Genomic DNA, 17,805 nt, shown 5'->3' on the forward strand with positions numbered 1-17,805 from the left:
GTCGCGGAGCCGGATCCTCTAGAGCCAGCCCTGGCGTTGGGCGGCGCGTACGGCCTCGATGCGGTTGCGGGCGCCGGTTTTGCGGATCGCGGCGGACAGGTAGTTGCGCACCGTGCCCTCCGAGAGGTGCAGTTTCCGGGCCACGTCGCCGATGGTGGAGCCGTCGGCCGCGGCGGCCAGTGCCTCGCGTTCGCGGGGGGACAGGGGGTTGGGGCCGGCGCTGAGTGCGGCGGCCGCGAGGGCCGGGTCGATCACCCGCTCGCCGGCCAGGACGCGCCGGATCGCGGCCGCCAGTTCCCGCGCGGGGCTGTCCTTGACCAGGAATGCCGACGCACCCGCCTCCATGGCGCTGCGCAGGTAGCCGGGACGGCCGAACGTCGTCAGGATGATCACACGGCAGTCGGGCAGCGTGTCGTGGAGAGCGGCGGCGGTGTCGATGCCGTTGCGGCCCGGCATCTCGATGTCGAGCAGCGCCACGTCGGGGTGGGTGCGGGCGGCGACGGTGAGTGCCTCGTCGCCGTCGGCGGCCTCGCCGACCACCTCGATGTCGTCCTCGAGGTTCAGCAGGGTGGCGAGCGCGCCCCGGACCATGCCCTGATCCTCGGCCAGCAGTACGCGAATCATCCCGTGATCCTCAAGCACCCGATGACCCTCTCACGCGGACGCGGCCGGCGCGTCGAGCGGAGCGCGGACGACCAGCCGGAAGCCTCCGGCCGGGCCTGGGCCGGACTCGATCGATCCGCCGACCTCGGCCACGCGTTCGCCGAGCCCCGTCAGCCCGTTTCCGCCGGTGTCCGGGGGATCGTCCGTCGCGGCCGGGCCGGACCCGTCGTCGATGATCTGCAGGACGGCGCCCTCGTCCCGGCGGGTGATCGAGATGCCGGCGGTACGGGCGCGGGAGTGCCGGACGATGTTGGTCACGCCCTCGCGGACCGCCCAGGCGAACAGGTCGTCGAGTCCCTCCGGCAGCGGCGTGCCGAAGGTGCTGATGGACGGCTCGATGTCGGCGGCGGCCAGGACTCCGCGGGCGTTGTCGAGCTCCTCGGCGAGGCTGCGCCGCCGGTACCCGGTGACGGCCGCGCGGACGTCCGTCAGGCCCTGCCGGGCGACGGTCTCGATGTCCTTGATCTCTGCCAGGCTCCTGGCCGGATCGCGGTCGGCGATCCGCACCGCGACCTCGCTCTTCAGGACGATCAGTGAGAGCGTGTGGCCGAGCAGGTCGTGCAGGTCGCGGGCGATGCGCAGTCGCTCCTCGTTCGCGGCCAGCCGGGCGACCTCGCTCCGTGCCTCCTGCAGCTGGACGACCAGCATCCGGCTGCCCCGGAAGCCCAGCAGGATCAGGCTGATGCTCAGCGTCTGGAAGGCCAGGAACGGGAGCGTCGTGCCGGATACGTGCGTCGCCAGGCCGAGGGCCGCCGTCAGCGCGGTCGCGACCAGGACGCCGCGCAGGGCCCACGCGGGCGGCAGCGTCATCGCGTAGGCGACGCCCAGGTAGATCGGCAGGCCGTCCCACTGTCCCCCGAGCAAAAGGGGGAAGCCGATCGCCATGGCCGTGACGATTCCGAGCAGGACCCAGGTGCGGCGGCTGGTCTCCCTACTCCCCAGCCTGTTGCCGATGGCCAGGGCGAGGAAGAACCCGATGAACGCCGCCAGGGCCACCAGCGACACCACGATGCGCGCCGTCGACCGTTCGTGCTGCAGGAGCTCGGCCAGGGGCCAGAAGAAGAGGTAGGCCAGGCCCATCGACATCCACACAAGGCGGTGCCACCGAGGCGTGGTGGTCTCGGCGGCGCCTCGGGGCAGGAAAGCGTTCATCAGGAGCGCACGGTAGCGCGACGGTACGCCGCGAGGGCGAGGACGCCGAGGAGGAGGCCCCATCCGGCCAGTACGAGCCCGTCCGAGGCGGACGGCGCGTGCCCGCCGACGATGCTCCAGCCCAGCCCGGCGAACCGGTTGGAGGGCAGCCAGTGCGCGACGTGCCGCAGCGTCTTGGGCAGCGAGTCGACCGGCATCCACAGCCCGCCGAGGATGGACAGTGTGAAGTAGCAGACCAGCGTCACCGGCTGGGCGGCGTCGGCGCCGACGAGGGAGCCGATCAGCGTGCCGAGCGCGGCGAACGGCAGGGTGCCCAGCCACATCAGGCTGATCATCCCGGCCCACTCACCGGCCGACAGGTGGACGTGCTGCGTCAGTACGCCGGCGAGGCCGACCAGGATGATCGCCGGGAGTGCGAGGCACATCGACGCGATGATCTTTGCGGTGATCACGGCCCAGGGGCGCAGCGGGGTCACCTGGAGCTGCCGTAGCCAGCCGATCTGCCGTTCGGTCGCGAGCCGGGCCCCGGTCGTCGTCAGCGCGGCCCCTACGGCGCCGTAGGAGGCCATCGACACGAGCAGGTAGGCCCGGGCGTTCAGATCCGTCCCGGCGACGGAGCCGGAGCTCTTGCCGTAGACGTTCGCCCACAGGAGGTAGAAGGCGACCGGGATGGCCATGGTGAAGAAGATGAAGCGCCGGTCGCGGATCGTGCGCCGGATCTCCACGCCCAGGTAGCGAAGCATTGTGCGGTCCTTTCCGAAAAAGCCGTGGTCGTCGGGTCAGCGGTCGCGCGTGAGGGAGACGAAGGCGTCCTCGAGGTCGGCGCCCTTGACCTCCAGGCCGGTGACGCGCAGGCCCGTGGCGTACAGCGCCTGGACGGTCGCGTCCGGGTCGGTGGTCCGCAACTGCGCGATCGGCCCGCGGATGTCGACCGTGTGCACGCCCGGCAGCGCGTCGAGCCCGGCCGTGGGCTGGTCCCCGATCGTGAACTGGACGGTGCCGGTGCCGACCATCGCCTTGATCTGCCGCGGGGTGCCGTCCGCGACGACCCGGCCCCGGGCGATGACGATGACCCGGTCGGCGTTCTCGTCCGCCTCCTCCAGATAGTGGGTGGCGAAGAGGATCGTCCGGCCGCCGTTGACGTAGTCCCGCATGCTCGCCCAGAACGACCGGCGGGACTCCACGTCCATCGCCGCCGTGGGCTCGTCCAGCACCAGCAGCCGGGGCGCGCCGGCGATGGCGATCGCGAACCGCACCCGCTGCGTCTGCCCGCCGGACAGCCGGTCGACCCGGCGCCCGGCGATGTCGGTCAGGTTCGCCAGCTCCAGGATCCGCTCCAGCGGCATCGGCTCGGGGTACATGCTCCGGACGAAGGAGACGACCTCCCGGACGGTCAGGCCGGGGACGAGCGCGCCGTCCTGCAGCATCGCGCCGACCTGGCCGCGCTTGACGGCGGTGTCGGGGGTCTCGCCGAAGACACGGACCTCGCCCGCCGTCGGCCGTACGAGGCCGAGCAGCATCCCGATCGAGGTGGACTTGCCGGCCCCGTTCGGGCCGAGCAGTGCGACGGTGCTGCCGGCGTCGATCGTGACGTCCAGCGCCTCGACGGCGCGGACCGTTCCGTAGCTCTTGGACACCCCGGTGAAGGCGATTGCGTTCATGCCTAGAACGCTAGATTCGCGCCGGTCAGCGCCCTAGTGTGCTCGATCCTCGGTTCGCGATGACATTTGTCATCGCCGTTCCGGTGACCGAGGTCGTACGAGCCCCTTGTCGTAGGCGAAGATCACCAGCTGGACCCGGTCGCGGGCGTGCAGCTTCGTCATGATCCGGTGCACGTACGTCTTGGCGGTGGCGGGACTGAGATGCAGCTTCGTCGCGATCTCCTCGTTCGTCAGGCCGATCGCGATCTGCAGCAGGACCTCCCGTTCCCGCTCGCTCAGCACGTCCAGGTCCTTGGACCCCGGCTCCGGCTGCTGCGGCTGCGCCGCGAACTCCTTGATCACCCGGCTGGTCAGTCCCCGGCCGAGGAGCGCCTCTCCGGAGGCGACGACCCGGATCGCGTCCAGGAGATCGTCCGGATCGGTGTCCTTCAGCAGGAATCCGCCGGCGCCGGCCCGGAGAGCGCCGAAGATGTACTCGTCGTGCTCGAACGTCGTGAGGATCAGGACGTGCACGGTGGACAGCGCCGGGTCGGACGTGATCCGGCGCGTGGCCTCGATGCCGTCCATTCCGGGCATCCGGACGTCCATGAGGACCACGTCGGGCACCGTGGCGCGGGCCATCTCGACGGCGCGGGCGCCGTCGGCCGCCTCGGCCACGACGTGCATGTCCTCGGTCGAGTCGATGAGCATCCGGAACCCCGCCCGTACGGTGGTCTGGTCATCGGCCAGTAGGACACGAATCGTCATCGGGATGCCTCCTTCAGCGGCAGACGCGCGTGTACGCGGAACCCGCCGCCGGGAAGCGCCGTGGTGTCGAGGCGGCCCCCGATGGCGGTGACGCGTTCGCGCATGCCCTGGATGCCGATGCCGCCGCCCTCGACGATGGAGGCCGGAGCGCCGTCGTTCACGACGGTGACATCCAGGTGATCGTTTGCACAGATGACGGCGACAATGACTCTGGTGACGTCTTTGGCGTGCCGGGTGATGTTGGTCAGGCTCTCCTGGACGATGCGGTACACCGTGAAGCCGATGATCGCCGGGATGCCCCGGTCGGTCATGGACTCCTTCAGCGTCACCGGCAGGCCGCTCAGCCGGGACTGGTCGATGAGCGCCTCGAGGTCGTCGAGTCCGCGTTCGGGGCTTTTGAGTGGTTCGGTGCCCTCCCGCAGCAGGCTCAGCGTGCTGCGGATCTCCCGCAGCGCCGAGTTGCTGACCTCGCTGATCGTCCGCAGCGCGTCCCGTCCCGCCCGGGTGTCGCGTTCGATGATCCGGGAGCTCACGGACGACAGGACGTTGATCGACATGAGCGCGTGGCCGACGATGTCGTGCAGCTCCCGGGCGATGCGCACGCGCTCCTCCGCGACCCTGCGCCGTGCCTCTTCCTCGCGGCCGCGCTCGGCGCGCTCGGCCCGCTCCTCGACGTCACGAACGTACGTCTTCTGGGTCCGCACCCACGCACCGGCGAGAATCGCGAAGACCACCCAGCCGAGGTTCACGACGTTGTGCAGGGTGTACGACGGGATGCTCGCGGCCACCTGGGCGACGGCGAACCCGATCAGGATCGTCACCACCGCCGCCGCCAGCGCCACGCTGCGAGAGCAGTAACGGCCGACCGCGTACAGGGCGATGAAGGTCGCCGGGGTCACGGGGTAGGACCGTCGCAGCAGCACCGACAGTATCCATGTCAACAGCAGACACCCGGCGAGCGTTATCAGTGGGAATCGTTTCTTCGCGAGCAACAGGCCGGCGTTCGCGGCGCCGAGCGACAGCGTGAGGTGCAGATTGTCACTCGTGTGAATGTAGGGAATGAACACCGCGAACACCCCGGCCGACAGAATGACGTCGGCCAGACTCACGCGTCCGCCGGCCCTCGCCGGCGACCCCCTCACAGTCACATTCCGATCATCGGTCGATACTTGCCTTGCCAACCCCAAAAGAGGGCAAAGCCGCAGGTCAACCGGGGGTGTACGGGGAAGTGTCAACCAGAGGTGGACGGAATGCCGCTTCCGTCTCACGTACCGTAGCTACTGCAAGAACACGGACCACCCTATACGGCTGACGCGTCGCGATGAATTGGGGGATTCAACGGGGGACGCGATGCGACGGCCGGATCCGCAGGCTTGGATCTGTACCCGTCCAAGCCGCAGGAAGGTGAACGTCCGCGGGTTGAGCTTCTTTGGGGGAAGGGGCCTACCCGCGGGCGTTCACTCATTTTAGGCGGGGATCGTCCTCAGACGGGGATCATCCGCTCAAATTCCCGCCAACACCTCGTACCGCACCGGGATGACGCCCGAGAGCACCCCTCCGACCACCCGCATCGCCGCCGTGGACAGGTCCAGGCATCGCCCCGGCACGAACGGCCCCCGGTCGTTGATCCGTACGACGACGGACCGGGCGTTGCCCAGGTTGGTGACGCGGACCAGCGAGCCCATCGGCAGCGTACGGTGCGCGGCGGTCAGCGCCCGCGGATCGAACGGCGCGCCGCTCGCGGTCGCCGGGCCCGTCCCGTAGAACGACGCCTCGCAGGTCCCCTGGTCCACCACCTCGGTCCGCGTTGCCGTACGGCGCGCCCTCTTCCGCACCGTACGATGCCGCGCCGACCGGGCCCGGAGCGGACTGCGGCGGTGCGCCCGGCTCGCCCGTTCGGGGACGATCGGCGGGGCCGCGGGGGCCACCGCCGCCCCGACGTCAGCCCGGGGCGCGGACCGGCCGGATCCGATCAGGGTCGCGACGGCGGCCGCGAGCAAGGCGGCGGCCAGACCCGCGATCGCGAGCAGGCGCGTACGGAGACGTGTGAATCGATGGACCCGGCGATGTCGGCCCGAACCACCCACAGAGCGTCCTTCGGTAGGGGACAGGACATCGGGCCTCGGCCGGAGGCCGGTAAGGCCCGAGCGGCACCGCGCCCGGAGGCGCCGCGCACAAGTCCCCGACGATAGGGGTAGCGGTCTGTGATCGTGGGTAACTCACCGGTTTCGGCATGCTGGAGCCGCGCCACCCGCCGGTGACCAGGGGCACCCCCCGGCGGTGACCGGGCGTGCGCCGCCCGGCGTTGATCGAGAGCCGTCCGACGGTGACGGGACCGTCCACCCGGCGGTGCCAACGGTCGGCCACCCGGCGGTGACCCGGTTGCCCCTTCCGGGATGACGCCGGAGGGCGGGCTACTCCGCGGCGCCGTCGGCGATCGCCGCCTGGACCTCTGCCCGGCGCTCGGCGAGCTCGCGCTCGTGCTTGGCCCGGTCGACCTCCTCGGCGATCTCCTCATCCTGCTTCATCAGCTGGACCAGATCGCCCTTGGCGGCGTCGAGCACGCCCATGTCGGCGTAGGCCTTCTGCACCTTGTCGCCCCACAGGCCGATGTCGCGGACGCATGGGACGATCCGGCTGAACAGCAGCGACTGGTACAGCGAGTAGATCGGCCCGTTGTCGACGTACTCCATGCACTCCTTGACCGGCATCCCGAGGTTCTCGAAGATCTCCCTGCCCTTGAACCGGTCGCGCATCAGGTAGCAGCCCTCGACGACGAACTCCTCGCGCTCCGCGCGCTCCTTCTCCGTGAGCTCGGCGTAGTAGTCCTTCAGCGCCAGCCGGCCGAACGCGACGTGCCGCGCCTCGTCCTGCATGACGTACGCGAGGAGCTGCTTGACCAGCGGGTTGGTCGACATGTCGCGGTAGAGCCCGAAGGACGCCAGGGCCAGGCCCTCGATGAGGACCTGCATGCCGAGGTAGGGCAGGTCCCAGCGGCCGTCGGTCAGCGACTCCTCCAGGAGTTTCGCGAGGTCCTGGTTGATCGGGTAGTACATGCCGAGCTTCTCGTCGACGAACTTCTTGTACAGCTCGACGTGCCGGGCCTCGTCCATCACCTGGGTGGCGGCGTAGAACTTGGAATCGAGGTCGGGCACCGACTCGACGATCCGCGCGGAGACGGTCAGCGCGCCCTGCTCCCCGTGCAGGAACTGGCTGAACAGCCAGGCGCCCTGGTGACGGCCGAACTCATCGCGCCCGTCCTGGGGCATGCGCTCCCAGATGTCGGATCCGACGAGCGGGTTGAACTCGTCGGGCAGCCCGGCGACGTTGTTGACGTCGACCGGCAGGTCCCACTCGATGCGCTTCTGGGCGTCCCACTGCTTGTCCTTGCCCTTCTGGTAGAGGGACAGCAGGCGGTCGCGGCCGTCGTCGTACTCCCACGAGAACCGCGCGGCGCCGGCGGCGGGCACCTCCCACGTCATGTCGGTGACAGGGGTGGTGTAGCGGTCGCGCATCGTCATCGGGGGACCTCCCGAGGGACCCGAGGGTTTGGCTTTACATTTGTTGGTAGCACGTAAAGCAGATGCCGTCGAGGTCGTTACCGGAACATCTCTATGAGGCTCTCGCCGCGCGGCGTACGGGACACGTGCACCTGGCGTCCGCGCCGCTCGCGCTGGACCAGGCCGATGGCCGCCAGCCGCTCGCAGTGGTACGTGACCGCGCTCGGCGCCAGCTCCGTGAGCGCCGCCAGCTCTCCCATCGTCTGCGGCCGCGCCAGAACGCCCAGCACCTGAGCGCGTACCGGACCGAGCAGAAGCTCTAGGGCGTCGTCGCCGACCGATTCGGGCTCGCCGCGGAAGAGCCGTTCCACGCCCGGCATCGGATAGCCGATCCACACGGCGTCGGGCCGGTCGAAGTTGCAGATCAGCGCGTCACCGCCGGACAGCATCGGCACCAGCACGAGCGGCCGGCCGCCGAGCTCGAATCGGGTCGGCTCCGGGTCGCTGATCTTGAGGACGCCGTCCTCGTACCGGCTGCGCGGATGCAATCCGCCGAGGACCACGTCGAGCCGGCCGCGTACCGCCGCGGTGCCCACCCGCTCGACCTCGCGGTGGAGCAGCGGGCGGGCCTGCTGCCACAGCGGCCGTACCGCGGACCAGGCCTCCCTCGTGGCCTCCGCGTGGTGGTACAGCCAGTACCGCGGGCGCTTGGCCACCGACCCCCAGTCCGCGGGCGGCCGCCCGCCGAAGACGCCTTCCACGTCCGACCGGAGCTCGTCGGCGGAGATGTCGCGCAGCCGCTCGATGAGGTCCGTGACCGGAGCCTCCGCCACCGGGTTGATCGGCGTCACGGACTCCGGCACCACGGAGCGCCCCGGCGCCACCATCGGGCGGATCGCCGCCGCGTTGGGAGGCGAGATCGTGGCGCGGATCCGATGGCGCCACCGTTCCGGAGCCCCTCGGCGTCGCCCGAGGGCGTCGGTCGTGAGAGCCAGCAGTGAGATGTACGGATCGAGGGCCACACGGACACGTGAGGCGTCGGGTCCGCTGATGTGCAGTTCGGTCATTCCTGCGTGAGTTCCGGGCACCGTTTCCCCGTTCCGCGTTCTTATTCGGATCTGGGACGTCGGCATCCATGATGAGGTTCCGCGGTCGCTCGCGGAACGGTCATCGGAACATCGTGTGGTTCAGGTCTGGCGCGCGGCGAAATAGACGGCGGCCATGTCCTCGTCGCCGTGGCCCAACTCGATGGCGCGGCGCAGCTGGTCGCGTACGGCCTCGGCGACCCGGGGATTCGCCCCGGCGGACCGCCCGTCCGAGGCGACCAGGGCGGCGTCCTTGGCGGCGCTGACCGCCTTGAAGGTCGGCGCCAGCTCACCGGTCAGGATCGCCTTGCCCTTCATCTGGGCGTACTGCGAGTCGAGAGACCCGCCCGCGATCGTCTCGAGGAACCGCCGGGGATCCAGGCCGAACGCCTCCGACAGCGCGAGCGCCTCGCCCGTGGCCGCGGTCAGCGCGAGGACCCAGCTGTTCAGGACCAGCTTCATGCGCGATGCCTCCGTGCCCTGGCCCAGCCACACCGTACGAGAGCCGACCGCGGCGAAGACCTGCTCCGCGCGCTCGTCGCGCGGACCGGAGGCGAGGACGATGAGCGCCCCGTCCTCGGCGGCCTTGCGGCTGCCGAGCACGGGACAGTCGATGAAGGGCACGTCACGCTTGCCGGCGAGGTCCGCGAGGCGGTCGGCGGCCTCGGCCCCGACGGTGCTCATCTGTGCCCACACCGCCTCTTCCTCCATCGCCGGGAGCACTCCGGCCATGACGTGCTCGACGGTCTCGCCGTCGTGGAGCATCGTGACGACGACGTCCGCACCGTCGGCCGCCTCGGCGGGCTCGTCGCACACCCGTGCGCCGTCCGCGGCGAGCGGCTCGGCCTTGGCCCGCGTGCGGTTCCACACGCGTACCAGGTGTCCGGCGCCCAACAGGTTGCGGGCGATCGGCTCGCCCATGATCCCGGTCCCGAGTACGGCGACGGTGAGCTCGTTCATGGCGGTTCCATTACCCAGAGCGCGGTGCGACGACCCTGATCCGCCCGATATTTCCCCACTTGATAGGCGCGGGACGACTGAACGGACGGCCTCGTTCGACGGCCGGCCACCGCAGGGCTCAGGCCCACGCCGGTAGGGCTCAGGCCGACAGGCGCCGGGCGAGCTGTCCGGCGGTACGGCGCATGATGGGCACGACGTCCTCGATCACCTCGTGGGTGAGGCGGCCGTGCGGTCCGGACACCGAGATCGCCGCCGGAGTGGGCGTGCCGGTCACCGGGACGGCGACGCACCGCACGCCGATCTCCTGTTCCTGCTCGTCGAGGGCGTACCCGCGCTGCCGGATACGCGCCAGCTCCTCCATCAGCGCGGCCACGTCGGTGATGGTGTGCGGGGTGTACGCGGGCATGCCGGTACGGCCGATGATCTCCCGGACCATCGGCTCGGGCAGCTGCGACAGCAGGGCCTTGCCCACGCCGGTGCAGTGCGGCAGGACACGCCGGCCGACCTCGGTGAACATGCGCATCGAGTGCCGGGACGGGACCTGCGCGACGTAGACCGCCTCGTCGCCCTCGAGCAGCGCCATGTTGGCCGTCTCCCCGACCTCGTCGACGAGCTGGGCGAGCGCCGGCCGCGCCCACGAGCCGAGCAGCCGCTCCGAGGTCTCCCCGAGCCGGATCAGCCGCGGGCCGAGCGCGTACCGTTTGGACGGCTCCTGACGGACGTATCCGCGGTTCACCAGGGTCCGCATCAGCCGGTAGATGGTCGGCATCGGCAGCCCGGAGACCTCGGCCAACTCGGTGAGGGCCAGTTGGCCGCCCGCGTCGGCCAGATGCTCCAGCAGTTCGAACGCCCGCTCCAGCGAGCGCACACTGGACGCCGAGCGCTCAGGCGTGGCCGCCCGTGCCTCCCCGTCGATCGCCACTCGAACTCCTCTCGACATCTGTCGGAAGTGTAGAAAGCCGGGAGGTCGGTCGGGGCCGGGAGGTCGGTCGGGGTCGGTTGGTCGGGAAAGACGTCGGTCGGTCGGGAAAGACAACGTGTCGCTTCCCCGAAACGCCCGCCGGGCCGTGGTTACGGCCGGCGATCGTGCGGTAGTAGTGGGAAGCGATCACCTCGCGGGCTCCCGGCCCGTCCCCCCGGAGGAAGACGGGCGTGCGTGTGGGGGGAAGCTCGATGAAGGCGGTGTCCAAGACCGTTCTGACCGCCATCGGTACCACTGCGATGACCGTTCCGGCGGTCACGTGGTCGGTCCCACTGCCAGGGCAGGTCACGCCCGCGTCGGCGGTCACCGTACCGGTGGTCGCGTCACCCACGTCGACGGCGTCACCCGCGTCGGTGGTGTCGATGGCGTCGCCCGCGTCGGTGGTGTCGCCGGCGACGCCTGCGGAGGCGACGCCATCCATCTCCGCGACCGCGGCTCCGGCGACACCGGGCCGCGAGGTGCGTCTTGAGACCACCGTCCTCGTCGTCGCGGTGACGCCCGGGGCGGTCGAGTACGCGGTCACGGTACGCCCGGTCGGCGGACCGGCGATCGGCGTACGGCTGGTGCTGACGACCGCACAGCCCGCCAGCTGGGAGAACTCCGAGACCGCCTGCGCGGCCATCCGGTCGGCGACCGTGCTCGGCTGCGACCTCGGCGACCTGACGGCGGCGCGAACACTCCACGTGTCGGTACGGACGGGCGCGTCCGTGCCGATGGAGCCGCCCGTCACGGTGGAGGCGAGCGCGGTCAACGCCCCCCGCCGTTCGCTGGTGGCACTCCAGGCCATCCAACTCCCGGCCGCCGGTTCGCTCACCCGGCCCGTCTCCACAGCGGCCCCCTCTGGCGCCACTCCCAAACGGAGCCCGGAATCACCATCCGCCCCCACCGGCTCACCCGCGCCTGCGTCCCTCGGTCTCACGGGCCACGCCATCCCACCGGCCGGCCCACTGGGGTCCAACAGGCCGGCGGGCCTAGTCGGCTCGGCTGCGGGCAGCAGCCCTGCGGGCCCGGCCGGTTCCTCGGTACCCGCGTCGTCCGATCTCGCGGGTGCCGCGCCTCCGGTCGGCCCATCGGCTTCCGATCAACCCGCGGGTCCGGTCGATCCGGCTGTGGAGGGAAGCCCCGCAGGGCCGGTCGGCCCGACCATGGGGAGCGGTCCTGCGGGTCCGGGCGGCTCGGCTGTGAGCGGCGGCCCTGCGGGCTCCGCTAGCCCGGCCGTGGGTACCGGCCCTGCGAGCCCGGCCGGCTCGTCGGCGTCCGACGGCTTCCCGGCCGCTACGCCTGCGGCTGCCGGGCCCCTGGCCCAGGGGCCGTTCGCCGTGTTCCCAGGGCCGTCGTCGTCGCCGGTCGCGACCGGCGGTGCTGTACCGCCGGCCTCGTCGGCTCCGCGAGCGGCCGCCTCTCCTGGCGCGACGGCCTCGTCGCCGGGGGTGCCGCGAGGGGGTGCCTCGCCTGGGCAGGCGTCCGCGACGGCCTCGTCGTCGGCGGTGCCGCGAGTGGCCGCCGCCGGCGGGCGGCCGTCCCGTACTGCGGCTCCGGCGCGGGCCGGGTCCGCATCCGGCGCAGCGGCGGGAGGCACGGTCGCGAAGGCGACGCCGCGCCGGGCCGGCGCGGTGCCGCCGCGTCTCCCGGTGGGCGGTGTGCGGAGCGGCCTGCCCGCGCGACTCGCCGCGCCGACCGGAGCACACGCCGCGGGACTGGTGCCGTCTCCGATCTCCGCCGTCCCGACCCCGGCGGCGGGTGCGCCGTCCGCGAGCGGCGCGATAGGGCGGCCGGGCGACGCGGCGAAGACCGGCATGCCCATCAGGTCGGTCAAGTCCGCCAAGCATGCGCACAACGCGGCGCCCGTCGCGCCTCCCGCGCCGGTCGGGCCCGTGGGCGGTGCCGGGGCGGGGGCCCCTGCCGGACCGGGCTCGGTGGTCGGCCCGGCGGGGGCGGGTTCCCCGATCGGGACGGGTTCCCCGGCCGGCCCGCCGAACGCGCTGGCGGGTGGAGCGACGTCGTCGTCCTCTCAGGCGGCCGTACCGCTGCTCCCGAGCGTCGCTCCGGACCGGACGCCGTCGGGGTCCCGGCCGGAGGGCACCTCCGAGTTGACGGCCGTCGCGCCGGCCGGGTCACTGCGGGAGGGGCGGCGGTCCTGGACGGCGGCGCTCGGTATCGCTGTGGTCGCCGAGGCGCTCCTGCTGTGGCTCGCCGGTTTGGTCATCGTGCGGCGCGACCGCGTGAGGCTGCCGTTCGGGAAGCGGAGCCGTCCCGTACGGGCGGAGAGCCCCGAGCCGACGCGCTGAACGCGGCGGCCTCACACCCCGTTTCGGCCGGGCCGTTCCGCGCGGTGACCGGGACTTCGCCGCAGGATCGACGTTCACACGCCGATCCTGCGGCGTTCGGTTCATTGCGTGAAACCTGCCGAGCCCATTGTGATCATTACCGCGCCACGTGAAAAACGTTCCCTCAAAGGGCGAAGGTTATTAGTCTTGCCTGATCGTCGAATTCGTTCACAGGGGAGCCACAATGGCTGCGACGGGGATGACGTGTCCGAAGTGTTCCGGGGTTTGGGACACGCGGGTGCGCAACGGGGTGATGATCGAGGAATGCGTCGGCTGCCAGGGCGTATTCCTCGACCGTGGGGAGCTGGAGCGGCTGATCGACGCGGAGAGTGACTACCTCGCCAAGCTCGATCCGGGCACCGACGACGTCAACGCGTCGTACCACGGCCGCCATCGACGGGGGATCATGCACCAGATCTTCACGCCCGCCGAATAGCGGGGGCGGTGCTCTGGAGGCGTTCCGCCTCCCAGAGGTCGCGATAGGGGCCGTGTCGTTCGACGAGGTCGCGGTGGGCGCCGCGCTGGACGATCCGGCCCCGGTCGAGCACGATCACCTCATCGGCGGCCGCCAGGGGCGCGAGCCGGTGGGTGACCAGCACGACCGTACGCCGCTCGGCCAGCAGGGCGGAGACGAGGCGGTCCGCGGTCGCGAGGTCGAGTCCTTCGGTGGGCTCGTCGAGGACGAGCACCGGCGGATCGGCGAGCAGTGCGCGGGCGAGCAGTAGCCGTTGCCGTTGCCCGCCGGACAGCCGGGTGTCGCCGGCGAGGGTGTCCCAGCCGTCGGGCAGCCCGTCGATCCAGTCGAGCAGACCGGCGCGGCGTGCGGCGTCGGCCGCTTCGGCGTCGGGGGCGTCCGGCCGCGCCAGCGCCACATTCGCCCGGATCGAGGCGTCGAACACGTGCGCGTCCTGGGTGAGGCCGCGGACGGCCGCGCGTACGTCCCTGGGGTCGTAGGCGCTCTGGGGCGCGTCTCCCAGCAGCACCATGCCCTCGGGCCGTACCTCGCCGGACAGGACGCCGAGCAGGGTGCTCTTGCCCGCGCCGCTCGCGCCGACCACGGCGATCTTCCGTCCGGCGGGGACACGCAGGTCGATCCCGTCCAGCGCGGTCACGGAGCCGTACGACACCCGGACGCCGCGCAGCTCGATCGCGGGGCGCAGGAGCGGTGGCGCGGCGAACCCACGGTGGATGCGCCGCCGTCCGCCGGCCCGCAGCAGGTCGGCGACCCGGCGCGCGGCCGGGCGGATCTCCGACAGCCGCCGCGCGGCATCCGCGACGGGCAGTACGGCGTCGACCGCGGCGAGCGCCGTCAGGGCGAGAACCGTGACGAGTACGCCGTCCGCGCCGTGCCGCCGTGCCGTCCAGATCACGGCGAGCACGGTCGCGCCCTGGACGGCCGCGCCGAGTGCCGCGATCGCCGCCTCGACCGCCCCGGACCGTTGCTCCAGCCGTTCCAGCCTTGCCGCCGCCGCGTCCGCGCGGGCGGCGAAGCGCTCGGTCGCGCCGAACGCGGCGAGGTCCACCGCGCCGCGTTCCAGATCGAGGCCGTGAACGGCGAGGTCGGCGCGGGCGTCGGCGGCGCGGCGGGCGTCCGCCCGGGCGGCGAGGGTCGCGAGGGCGGGCAGGAGCGTTCCGGCGAGGACCACCCCGCCGGCCAGGACCGCCCCCGCCGCGGGCAGCAGCAGCGAGGTCACCACGATCGCGGCCACACCGGTGATCCAGGAGACCGCGGCCGGAAGGAGGCAGCGCAGCAGCAGGTCCTGGACCGCCTCGACGTCGGAGACCATCCGCTGGACCGCGTCCGCGTCCCGGATCGGCGCCGAAGAGCCGTGTTCGGCCGGGTCCGTGGAGCGGCGCAGCGCCTCGTACACGCGGACGCGCAGACCGGCGAGGACACGGAGCGCGGCGTCGTGGCCGGCGAGCCGCTCGGTATAGCGGAGGACGCCCCGGAACAGCGCGAACGCCCGTACGCCCACGATCGCCAGGGCGAGCACCGACAGCGGCGGGTGCTGTCCCGCCCGCGCGATCAGCCAGGCGGCGGTCGCGGTGAGCGCGACCGCGCACAGCTCCGCGCCCGCGCCGGCGGCCAGCGCGGCGGCCAGCCGAGGCGCCTCACGTGGACCGAACAGCCGAAGCATCGCCCCCCTGGACGTCAGACGTGCGTCACGTTCACTGATCACGCGTACACCTCACGTCCGGGCAGGTGGATCACGCGATCGGCGAGGGACAGCAGCGCCGGGCGGTGGGCGACGAGCAGCGCGGTGCGCCCGTCGAGCAGCCGGCGGGCGGCCTCGGCGACCGCCGCCTCGGCCGCCAGATCGAGCCGCGCTGTGGGCTCGTCCAGCACCACGATCGGCGCGTCCAACAGGTACGCGCGGGCGATCGCGATGCGCTGCCGCTGGCCGGTGGACAGGCCGACCCCTCGTTCGCCGAGCGGCGTCTCGTATCCGCCGGGCAGCCCGATGATGAAGTCGTGGGCGGCGGCGGCCTCCGCGGCGGCGCGTACGGCATCGTGCCCCGCGCCCGGGCGGCCGAGCCGGATGTTGTCGGCGACCGTACCGGCGAACAAGTGCGGACGCTGCGGCACGTACGCGACGCGGCGTCGCCACCCGGCCAGGTCGAGGTCGGCGAGGTCGACGCCGTCGACGAGGATCCGGCCGCTCTCGGGGACGACGAAGCCGAGCACCGCCCGCAGAAGCGTGCTCTTGCCGGCGCCGCTCGGACCGGCGAGCGCCACCCGCTCGCCAGGCGCGACGGTCAACGCGAAGCCGTCCAGAGCGGGCACGTCCACACCGGGGTACCGGACGACGAGATCCGCAACCTCGATCCGCGCGGCCAGCGCCGCACCGCCCCGTTCGGAGGACACGGACCCGGCAAGGCCCGTCCCCGTGCCGGGCTGCTGGGATGCGGCGCGTTCGGCGAGAGTCGCCGTCCCCGTGCCGGGCCGCTGCGGAGTGGCGGGTTCGGTGAGGATCGCCGTCACCTGGTCGAGGACGGCGCGTCCCTCGGCCGCGGCGTGGAACCGGGTGCCGAGGATTCGCAGTGGCAGGTACGCCTCGGGGGCCAGCAGCAGGACCAGCAGCGCCGTCCGGAGGTCGAGCGAACCGTCCAGCAGCCGCAGCCCGGCCGGTACGGCCACCAGCGCCACCGACAGCGTGCCGACGATCTCCAGCACGAACGAGGACAGGAACGCGATCCGCAGTGTGCGTACGGTCGCCTGCCGGTGGCCGTCCGCCATCGCCCGGACCACTGCCGTCTGCGCCTCGTCCCGGCCGTACGCCCGGAGTGTCGGCAGCCCGGCCACCACGTCGAGGAAGTGGCCGCCGAGCCGGTGCAGCAGGACCCACTGCCGTTCGGTGGCCTGCTTGGTCTTCCATCCGACGAGCGCGCCGAAGACCGGGATGAGCGGCAGCGTCACCAGGATGACGAGTGCCGACGGCCAGTCCGCGACGGCCAGCCGTACGAGCACGATCAAAGGGACGACCGCGGCGGCGTACCTCTGGGGCAGGTAGCCGCCGAAGTAGGGATCGAGGGCGTCGAGGCCGCGCCCGAGCAGCGTCACGTCGCCCCGCGAGCCGCCGGCGCGGCCGACGCGACCGGAGCCGTCGTTTGAGCCGCTTGAGCCACCAGCCTCATGGCGCAGCAGCCGGGTGCGCAGCTCGCGCTTACGCCGGGCCGCCGCCCACCGGAACGCGGTGCCCTGTCCTGCGAGGAGGACGGCGCGGCCGGCGACGACCGCGACCAGCGGCAGCAGCAGGGCGCTTCCGGCAAGCACCCGGGACAGCAGGTCGGCCTGGGTCACGACGAGCGCGCCCTGGGCAAGCGCGAACAGCAGGTACGTCATCACAGGTACGACGGTTCTTCGACGCGGCCGCGGAAGGTCCACCACATCCACGCCTGGGCGGCGACCAGGAGCGGGGTCACCGGGCCGACGACCGCGAGCGTGAGGGCGGCTTCGTGCGCGAGGTCGGCGTCCGGCAGGTTCAACCCGGCGAGGACAGGCACCGTCGTGATCGCGAGTGCGGACGCCGCCAGCGCCAGGCCGTCCCGAGCCCTGCCGTTCCGAGCCTGGCCGCCCGCCGGGCGGGCGAGGGCCATCCACACCCCGGCGAGCGCCGCCGCGAGCAAAGCCGCTACGGGAACCGTCGCCGCCAGGTCGTCGGCTCCCGCGCCGACGGCACAGGGCACGCCCACCAGGAGAGCCGCCCGTACGATCCACCGCGCCACCGCACGCGCGGTCTCGGTCCCCAGCCGTACCGTGGCGAAGACCGCGCCGTGCAGCGCGAACAGGCCGCACGTCGTCACGGCGAACAGCGGACCGCCGCCGCCCAGGAGCGCGCCGACCGCCACGCCCCACGACGCTGCGACTCCCCAGCTGCCCGCGACGATCGCTCCGTCCCAGGCCGTCCGCCACGTACGTTCCGTACGGCGTCCGCGCAGCCACAGGCCCATGTCGCGGAGGATCCAGGCGGGGACGAGGACGCTCAGCGCGCCCCAGACGCGGCCGAACAGGTCCGCCTCGAGGACGGGGAACAGCGCGGTCAGCAGGCCGGCGGAGCCGACCAGCCACACCTCGTTGCCGAGGAAGAACGGCGCGATCGCCGCGATGGTCAGCCGGCGTTCACGGTCGAGGAACGGCAGCAACATGCCCACGCCGATGTCGGCGCCGGCGAGCACGAAGTAGCCGACGAGGAAGAAACCGAGCAGGCAGAACGCGAAGGTGTCCAT

General features: G+C 72.2%; 18 protein-coding genes. 2 read left to right on the top strand and 16 right to left on the bottom strand.

The features are described 5' to 3' along the window. Window positions 1-18: 18 nt before the first annotated feature. The 13 genes from ABEA24_RS33650 to ABEA24_RS33710 all read right to left on the bottom strand — a co-directional run bounded on the left by ABEA24_RS33650 (window position 19) and on the right by ABEA24_RS33710 (window position 12,566). On the bottom strand, window positions 19-624 hold the full coding sequence (locus ABEA24_RS33650) for a response regulator (protein WP_345435869.1): 606 nt from the start codon (window positions 622-624) through the stop codon (window positions 19-21). 30 nt (window positions 625-654) lie between these two features. Continuing rightward, window positions 655-1,815, bottom strand: coding sequence for a sensor histidine kinase (locus ABEA24_RS33655; RefSeq protein WP_345435871.1), 1,161 nt, complete (start codon window positions 1,813-1,815; stop codon window positions 655-657). Beyond that, window positions 1,815-2,558, bottom strand: a complete 744-nt coding sequence (locus ABEA24_RS33660; RefSeq protein WP_345435873.1) for an ABC transporter permease — start codon at window positions 2,556-2,558, stop codon at window positions 1,815-1,817. The genes ABEA24_RS33655 and ABEA24_RS33660 overlap by 1 nt, the downstream gene beginning before the upstream one ends. Window positions 2,559-2,594: 36 nt before the next feature. Then, window positions 2,595-3,476, bottom strand: coding sequence for an ABC transporter ATP-binding protein (locus ABEA24_RS33665; protein ID WP_345435875.1), 882 nt, complete (start codon window positions 3,474-3,476; stop codon window positions 2,595-2,597). 69 nt (window positions 3,477-3,545) lie between these two features. Then, a complete protein-coding gene (locus tag ABEA24_RS33670) occupies window positions 3,546-4,223 on the bottom strand; it encodes a response regulator (RefSeq protein ID WP_345435877.1) in 678 nt (225 codons plus the stop codon). Further along, entirely contained in the window at window positions 4,220-5,332 is a 1,113-nt protein-coding gene (locus tag ABEA24_RS33675) for a sensor histidine kinase (RefSeq protein ID WP_345435879.1), read from the bottom strand. The genes ABEA24_RS33670 and ABEA24_RS33675 overlap by 4 nt, the downstream gene beginning before the upstream one ends. A gap of 393 nt (window positions 5,333-5,725) precedes the next feature. Continuing rightward, the gene (locus ABEA24_RS33680; RefSeq protein WP_345435881.1) at window positions 5,726-6,310 is read right to left on the bottom strand and encodes a septal ring lytic transglycosylase RlpA family protein; all 585 of its coding nucleotides are present in this window, start codon (window positions 6,308-6,310) and stop codon (window positions 5,726-5,728) included. Window positions 6,311-6,637: 327 nt separating this feature from the next. Further along, complete coding sequence (locus tag ABEA24_RS33685) at window positions 6,638-7,744, bottom strand: ferritin-like domain-containing protein (RefSeq protein WP_345435883.1); 1,107 nt, start codon at window positions 7,742-7,744, stop codon at window positions 6,638-6,640. A 77-nt stretch (window positions 7,745-7,821) separates the two neighbouring features. Next, on the bottom strand, window positions 7,822-8,790 hold the full coding sequence (locus ABEA24_RS33690; protein ID WP_345435885.1) for an ArsR/SmtB family transcription factor: 969 nt from the start codon (window positions 8,788-8,790) through the stop codon (window positions 7,822-7,824). 120 nt (window positions 8,791-8,910) lie between these two features. Continuing rightward, window positions 8,911-9,768 carry an NAD(P)-dependent oxidoreductase gene (locus ABEA24_RS33695; RefSeq protein ID WP_425551265.1) on the bottom strand — a complete coding sequence of 286 codons (858 nt, stop codon included), beginning with the start codon at window positions 9,766-9,768 and terminating at the stop codon, window positions 8,911-8,913. Between the two features lie 139 nt (window positions 9,769-9,907). Further along, window positions 9,908-10,636 (bottom strand): IclR family transcriptional regulator, encoded by a 729-nt coding sequence (locus tag ABEA24_RS33700; protein WP_345436225.1) that lies wholly within the window; start codon window positions 10,634-10,636, stop codon window positions 9,908-9,910. Window positions 10,637-10,652: 16 nt separating this feature from the next. Then, window positions 10,653-11,273, bottom strand: a complete 621-nt coding sequence (locus ABEA24_RS33705) for a hypothetical protein (RefSeq protein ID WP_345435887.1) — start codon at window positions 11,271-11,273, stop codon at window positions 10,653-10,655. Between the two features lie 558 nt (window positions 11,274-11,831). Beyond that, window positions 11,832-12,566 (bottom strand): hypothetical protein, encoded by a 735-nt coding sequence (locus tag ABEA24_RS33710; RefSeq protein WP_345435889.1) that lies wholly within the window; start codon window positions 12,564-12,566, stop codon window positions 11,832-11,834. Here ABEA24_RS33710 and ABEA24_RS33715 point away from each other — a divergent pair. Together ABEA24_RS33715 and ABEA24_RS33720 are read left to right on the top strand one after the other, a co-directional pair. Further along, window positions 12,547-13,038, top strand: a complete 492-nt coding sequence (locus tag ABEA24_RS33715) for a hypothetical protein (protein WP_345435891.1) — start codon at window positions 12,547-12,549, stop codon at window positions 13,036-13,038. The two genes, ABEA24_RS33710 and ABEA24_RS33715, sit on opposite strands and share 20 nt — an antisense overlap. A 238-nt stretch (window positions 13,039-13,276) precedes the next feature. Beyond that, window positions 13,277-13,513: a TFIIB-type zinc ribbon-containing protein gene (locus ABEA24_RS33720; RefSeq protein ID WP_345436227.1), complete on the top strand. Its 237-nt coding sequence runs from the start codon at window positions 13,277-13,279 to the stop codon at window positions 13,511-13,513. On the opposite strand, the gene cydC is transcribed toward ABEA24_RS33720, so the two are convergent. Genes cydC through ABEA24_RS33735 form a run of 3 tightly spaced genes read right to left on the bottom strand, consistent with a single transcriptional unit; the run spans window position 13,497 to window position 17,805 of the window. Then, window positions 13,497-15,257 (bottom strand): thiol reductant ABC exporter subunit CydC, encoded by a 1,761-nt coding sequence (cydC, locus tag ABEA24_RS33725; protein ID WP_345435893.1) that lies wholly within the window; start codon window positions 15,255-15,257, stop codon window positions 13,497-13,499. The genes ABEA24_RS33720 and cydC overlap by 17 nt on opposite strands. Further along, window positions 15,254-16,921 (bottom strand): thiol reductant ABC exporter subunit CydD, encoded by a 1,668-nt coding sequence (gene cydD / locus ABEA24_RS33730; RefSeq protein ID WP_345435895.1) that lies wholly within the window; start codon window positions 16,919-16,921, stop codon window positions 15,254-15,256. Before cydD ends, cydC begins: the two co-directional genes overlap by 4 nt. Further along, a complete protein-coding gene (locus tag ABEA24_RS33735; protein WP_345435897.1) occupies window positions 16,921-17,805 on the bottom strand; it encodes a cytochrome d ubiquinol oxidase subunit II in 885 nt (294 codons plus the stop codon). Before ABEA24_RS33735 ends, cydD begins: the two co-directional genes overlap by 1 nt.

This window comes from Actinoallomurus vinaceus, from assembly GCF_039542055.1.
Lineage (GTDB): Bacteria > Actinomycetota > Actinomycetes > Streptosporangiales > Streptosporangiaceae > Actinoallomurus > Actinoallomurus vinaceus.

Excerpts from the sequence above, each read along its gene's own strand:
- ABEA24_RS33650 (WP_345435869.1), bottom strand. The coding sequence starts at position 624 with ATGATTCGCGTACTGCTGGCCGAGGATCAGGGCATGGTCCGGGGCGCG.
- ABEA24_RS33655 (WP_345435871.1), bottom strand. The coding sequence starts at position 1,815 with ATGAACGCTTTCCTGCCCCGAGGCGCCGCCGAGACCACCACGCCTCGG.
- ABEA24_RS33660 (WP_345435873.1), bottom strand. The coding sequence starts at position 2,558 with ATGCTTCGCTACCTGGGCGTGGAGATCCGGCGCACGATCCGCGACCGG.
- ABEA24_RS33665 (WP_345435875.1), bottom strand. The coding sequence starts at position 3,476 with ATGAACGCAATCGCCTTCACCGGGGTGTCCAAGAGCTACGGAACGGTC.
- ABEA24_RS33670 (WP_345435877.1), bottom strand. The coding sequence starts at position 4,223 with ATGACGATTCGTGTCCTACTGGCCGATGACCAGACCACCGTACGGGCG.
- ABEA24_RS33685 (WP_345435883.1), bottom strand. The coding sequence starts at position 7,744 with ATGACGATGCGCGACCGCTACACCACCCCTGTCACCGACATGACGTGG.
- ABEA24_RS33690 (WP_345435885.1), bottom strand. The coding sequence starts at position 8,790 with ATGACCGAACTGCACATCAGCGGACCCGACGCCTCACGTGTCCGTGTG.
- ABEA24_RS33695 (WP_425551265.1), bottom strand. The coding sequence starts at position 9,768 with ATGAACGAGCTCACCGTCGCCGTACTCGGGACCGGGATCATGGGCGAG.
- ABEA24_RS33715 (WP_345435891.1), top strand. The coding sequence starts at position 12,547 with ATGCCCATCAGGTCGGTCAAGTCCGCCAAGCATGCGCACAACGCGGCG.
- ABEA24_RS33720 (WP_345436227.1), top strand. The coding sequence starts at position 13,277 with ATGACGTGTCCGAAGTGTTCCGGGGTTTGGGACACGCGGGTGCGCAAC.
- cydD (WP_345435895.1), bottom strand. The coding sequence starts at position 16,921 with ATGACGTACCTGCTGTTCGCGCTTGCCCAGGGCGCGCTCGTCGTGACC.
- ABEA24_RS33735 (WP_345435897.1), bottom strand. The coding sequence starts at position 17,805 with ATGGACACCTTCGCGTTCTGCCTGCTCGGTTTCTTCCTCGTCGGCTAC.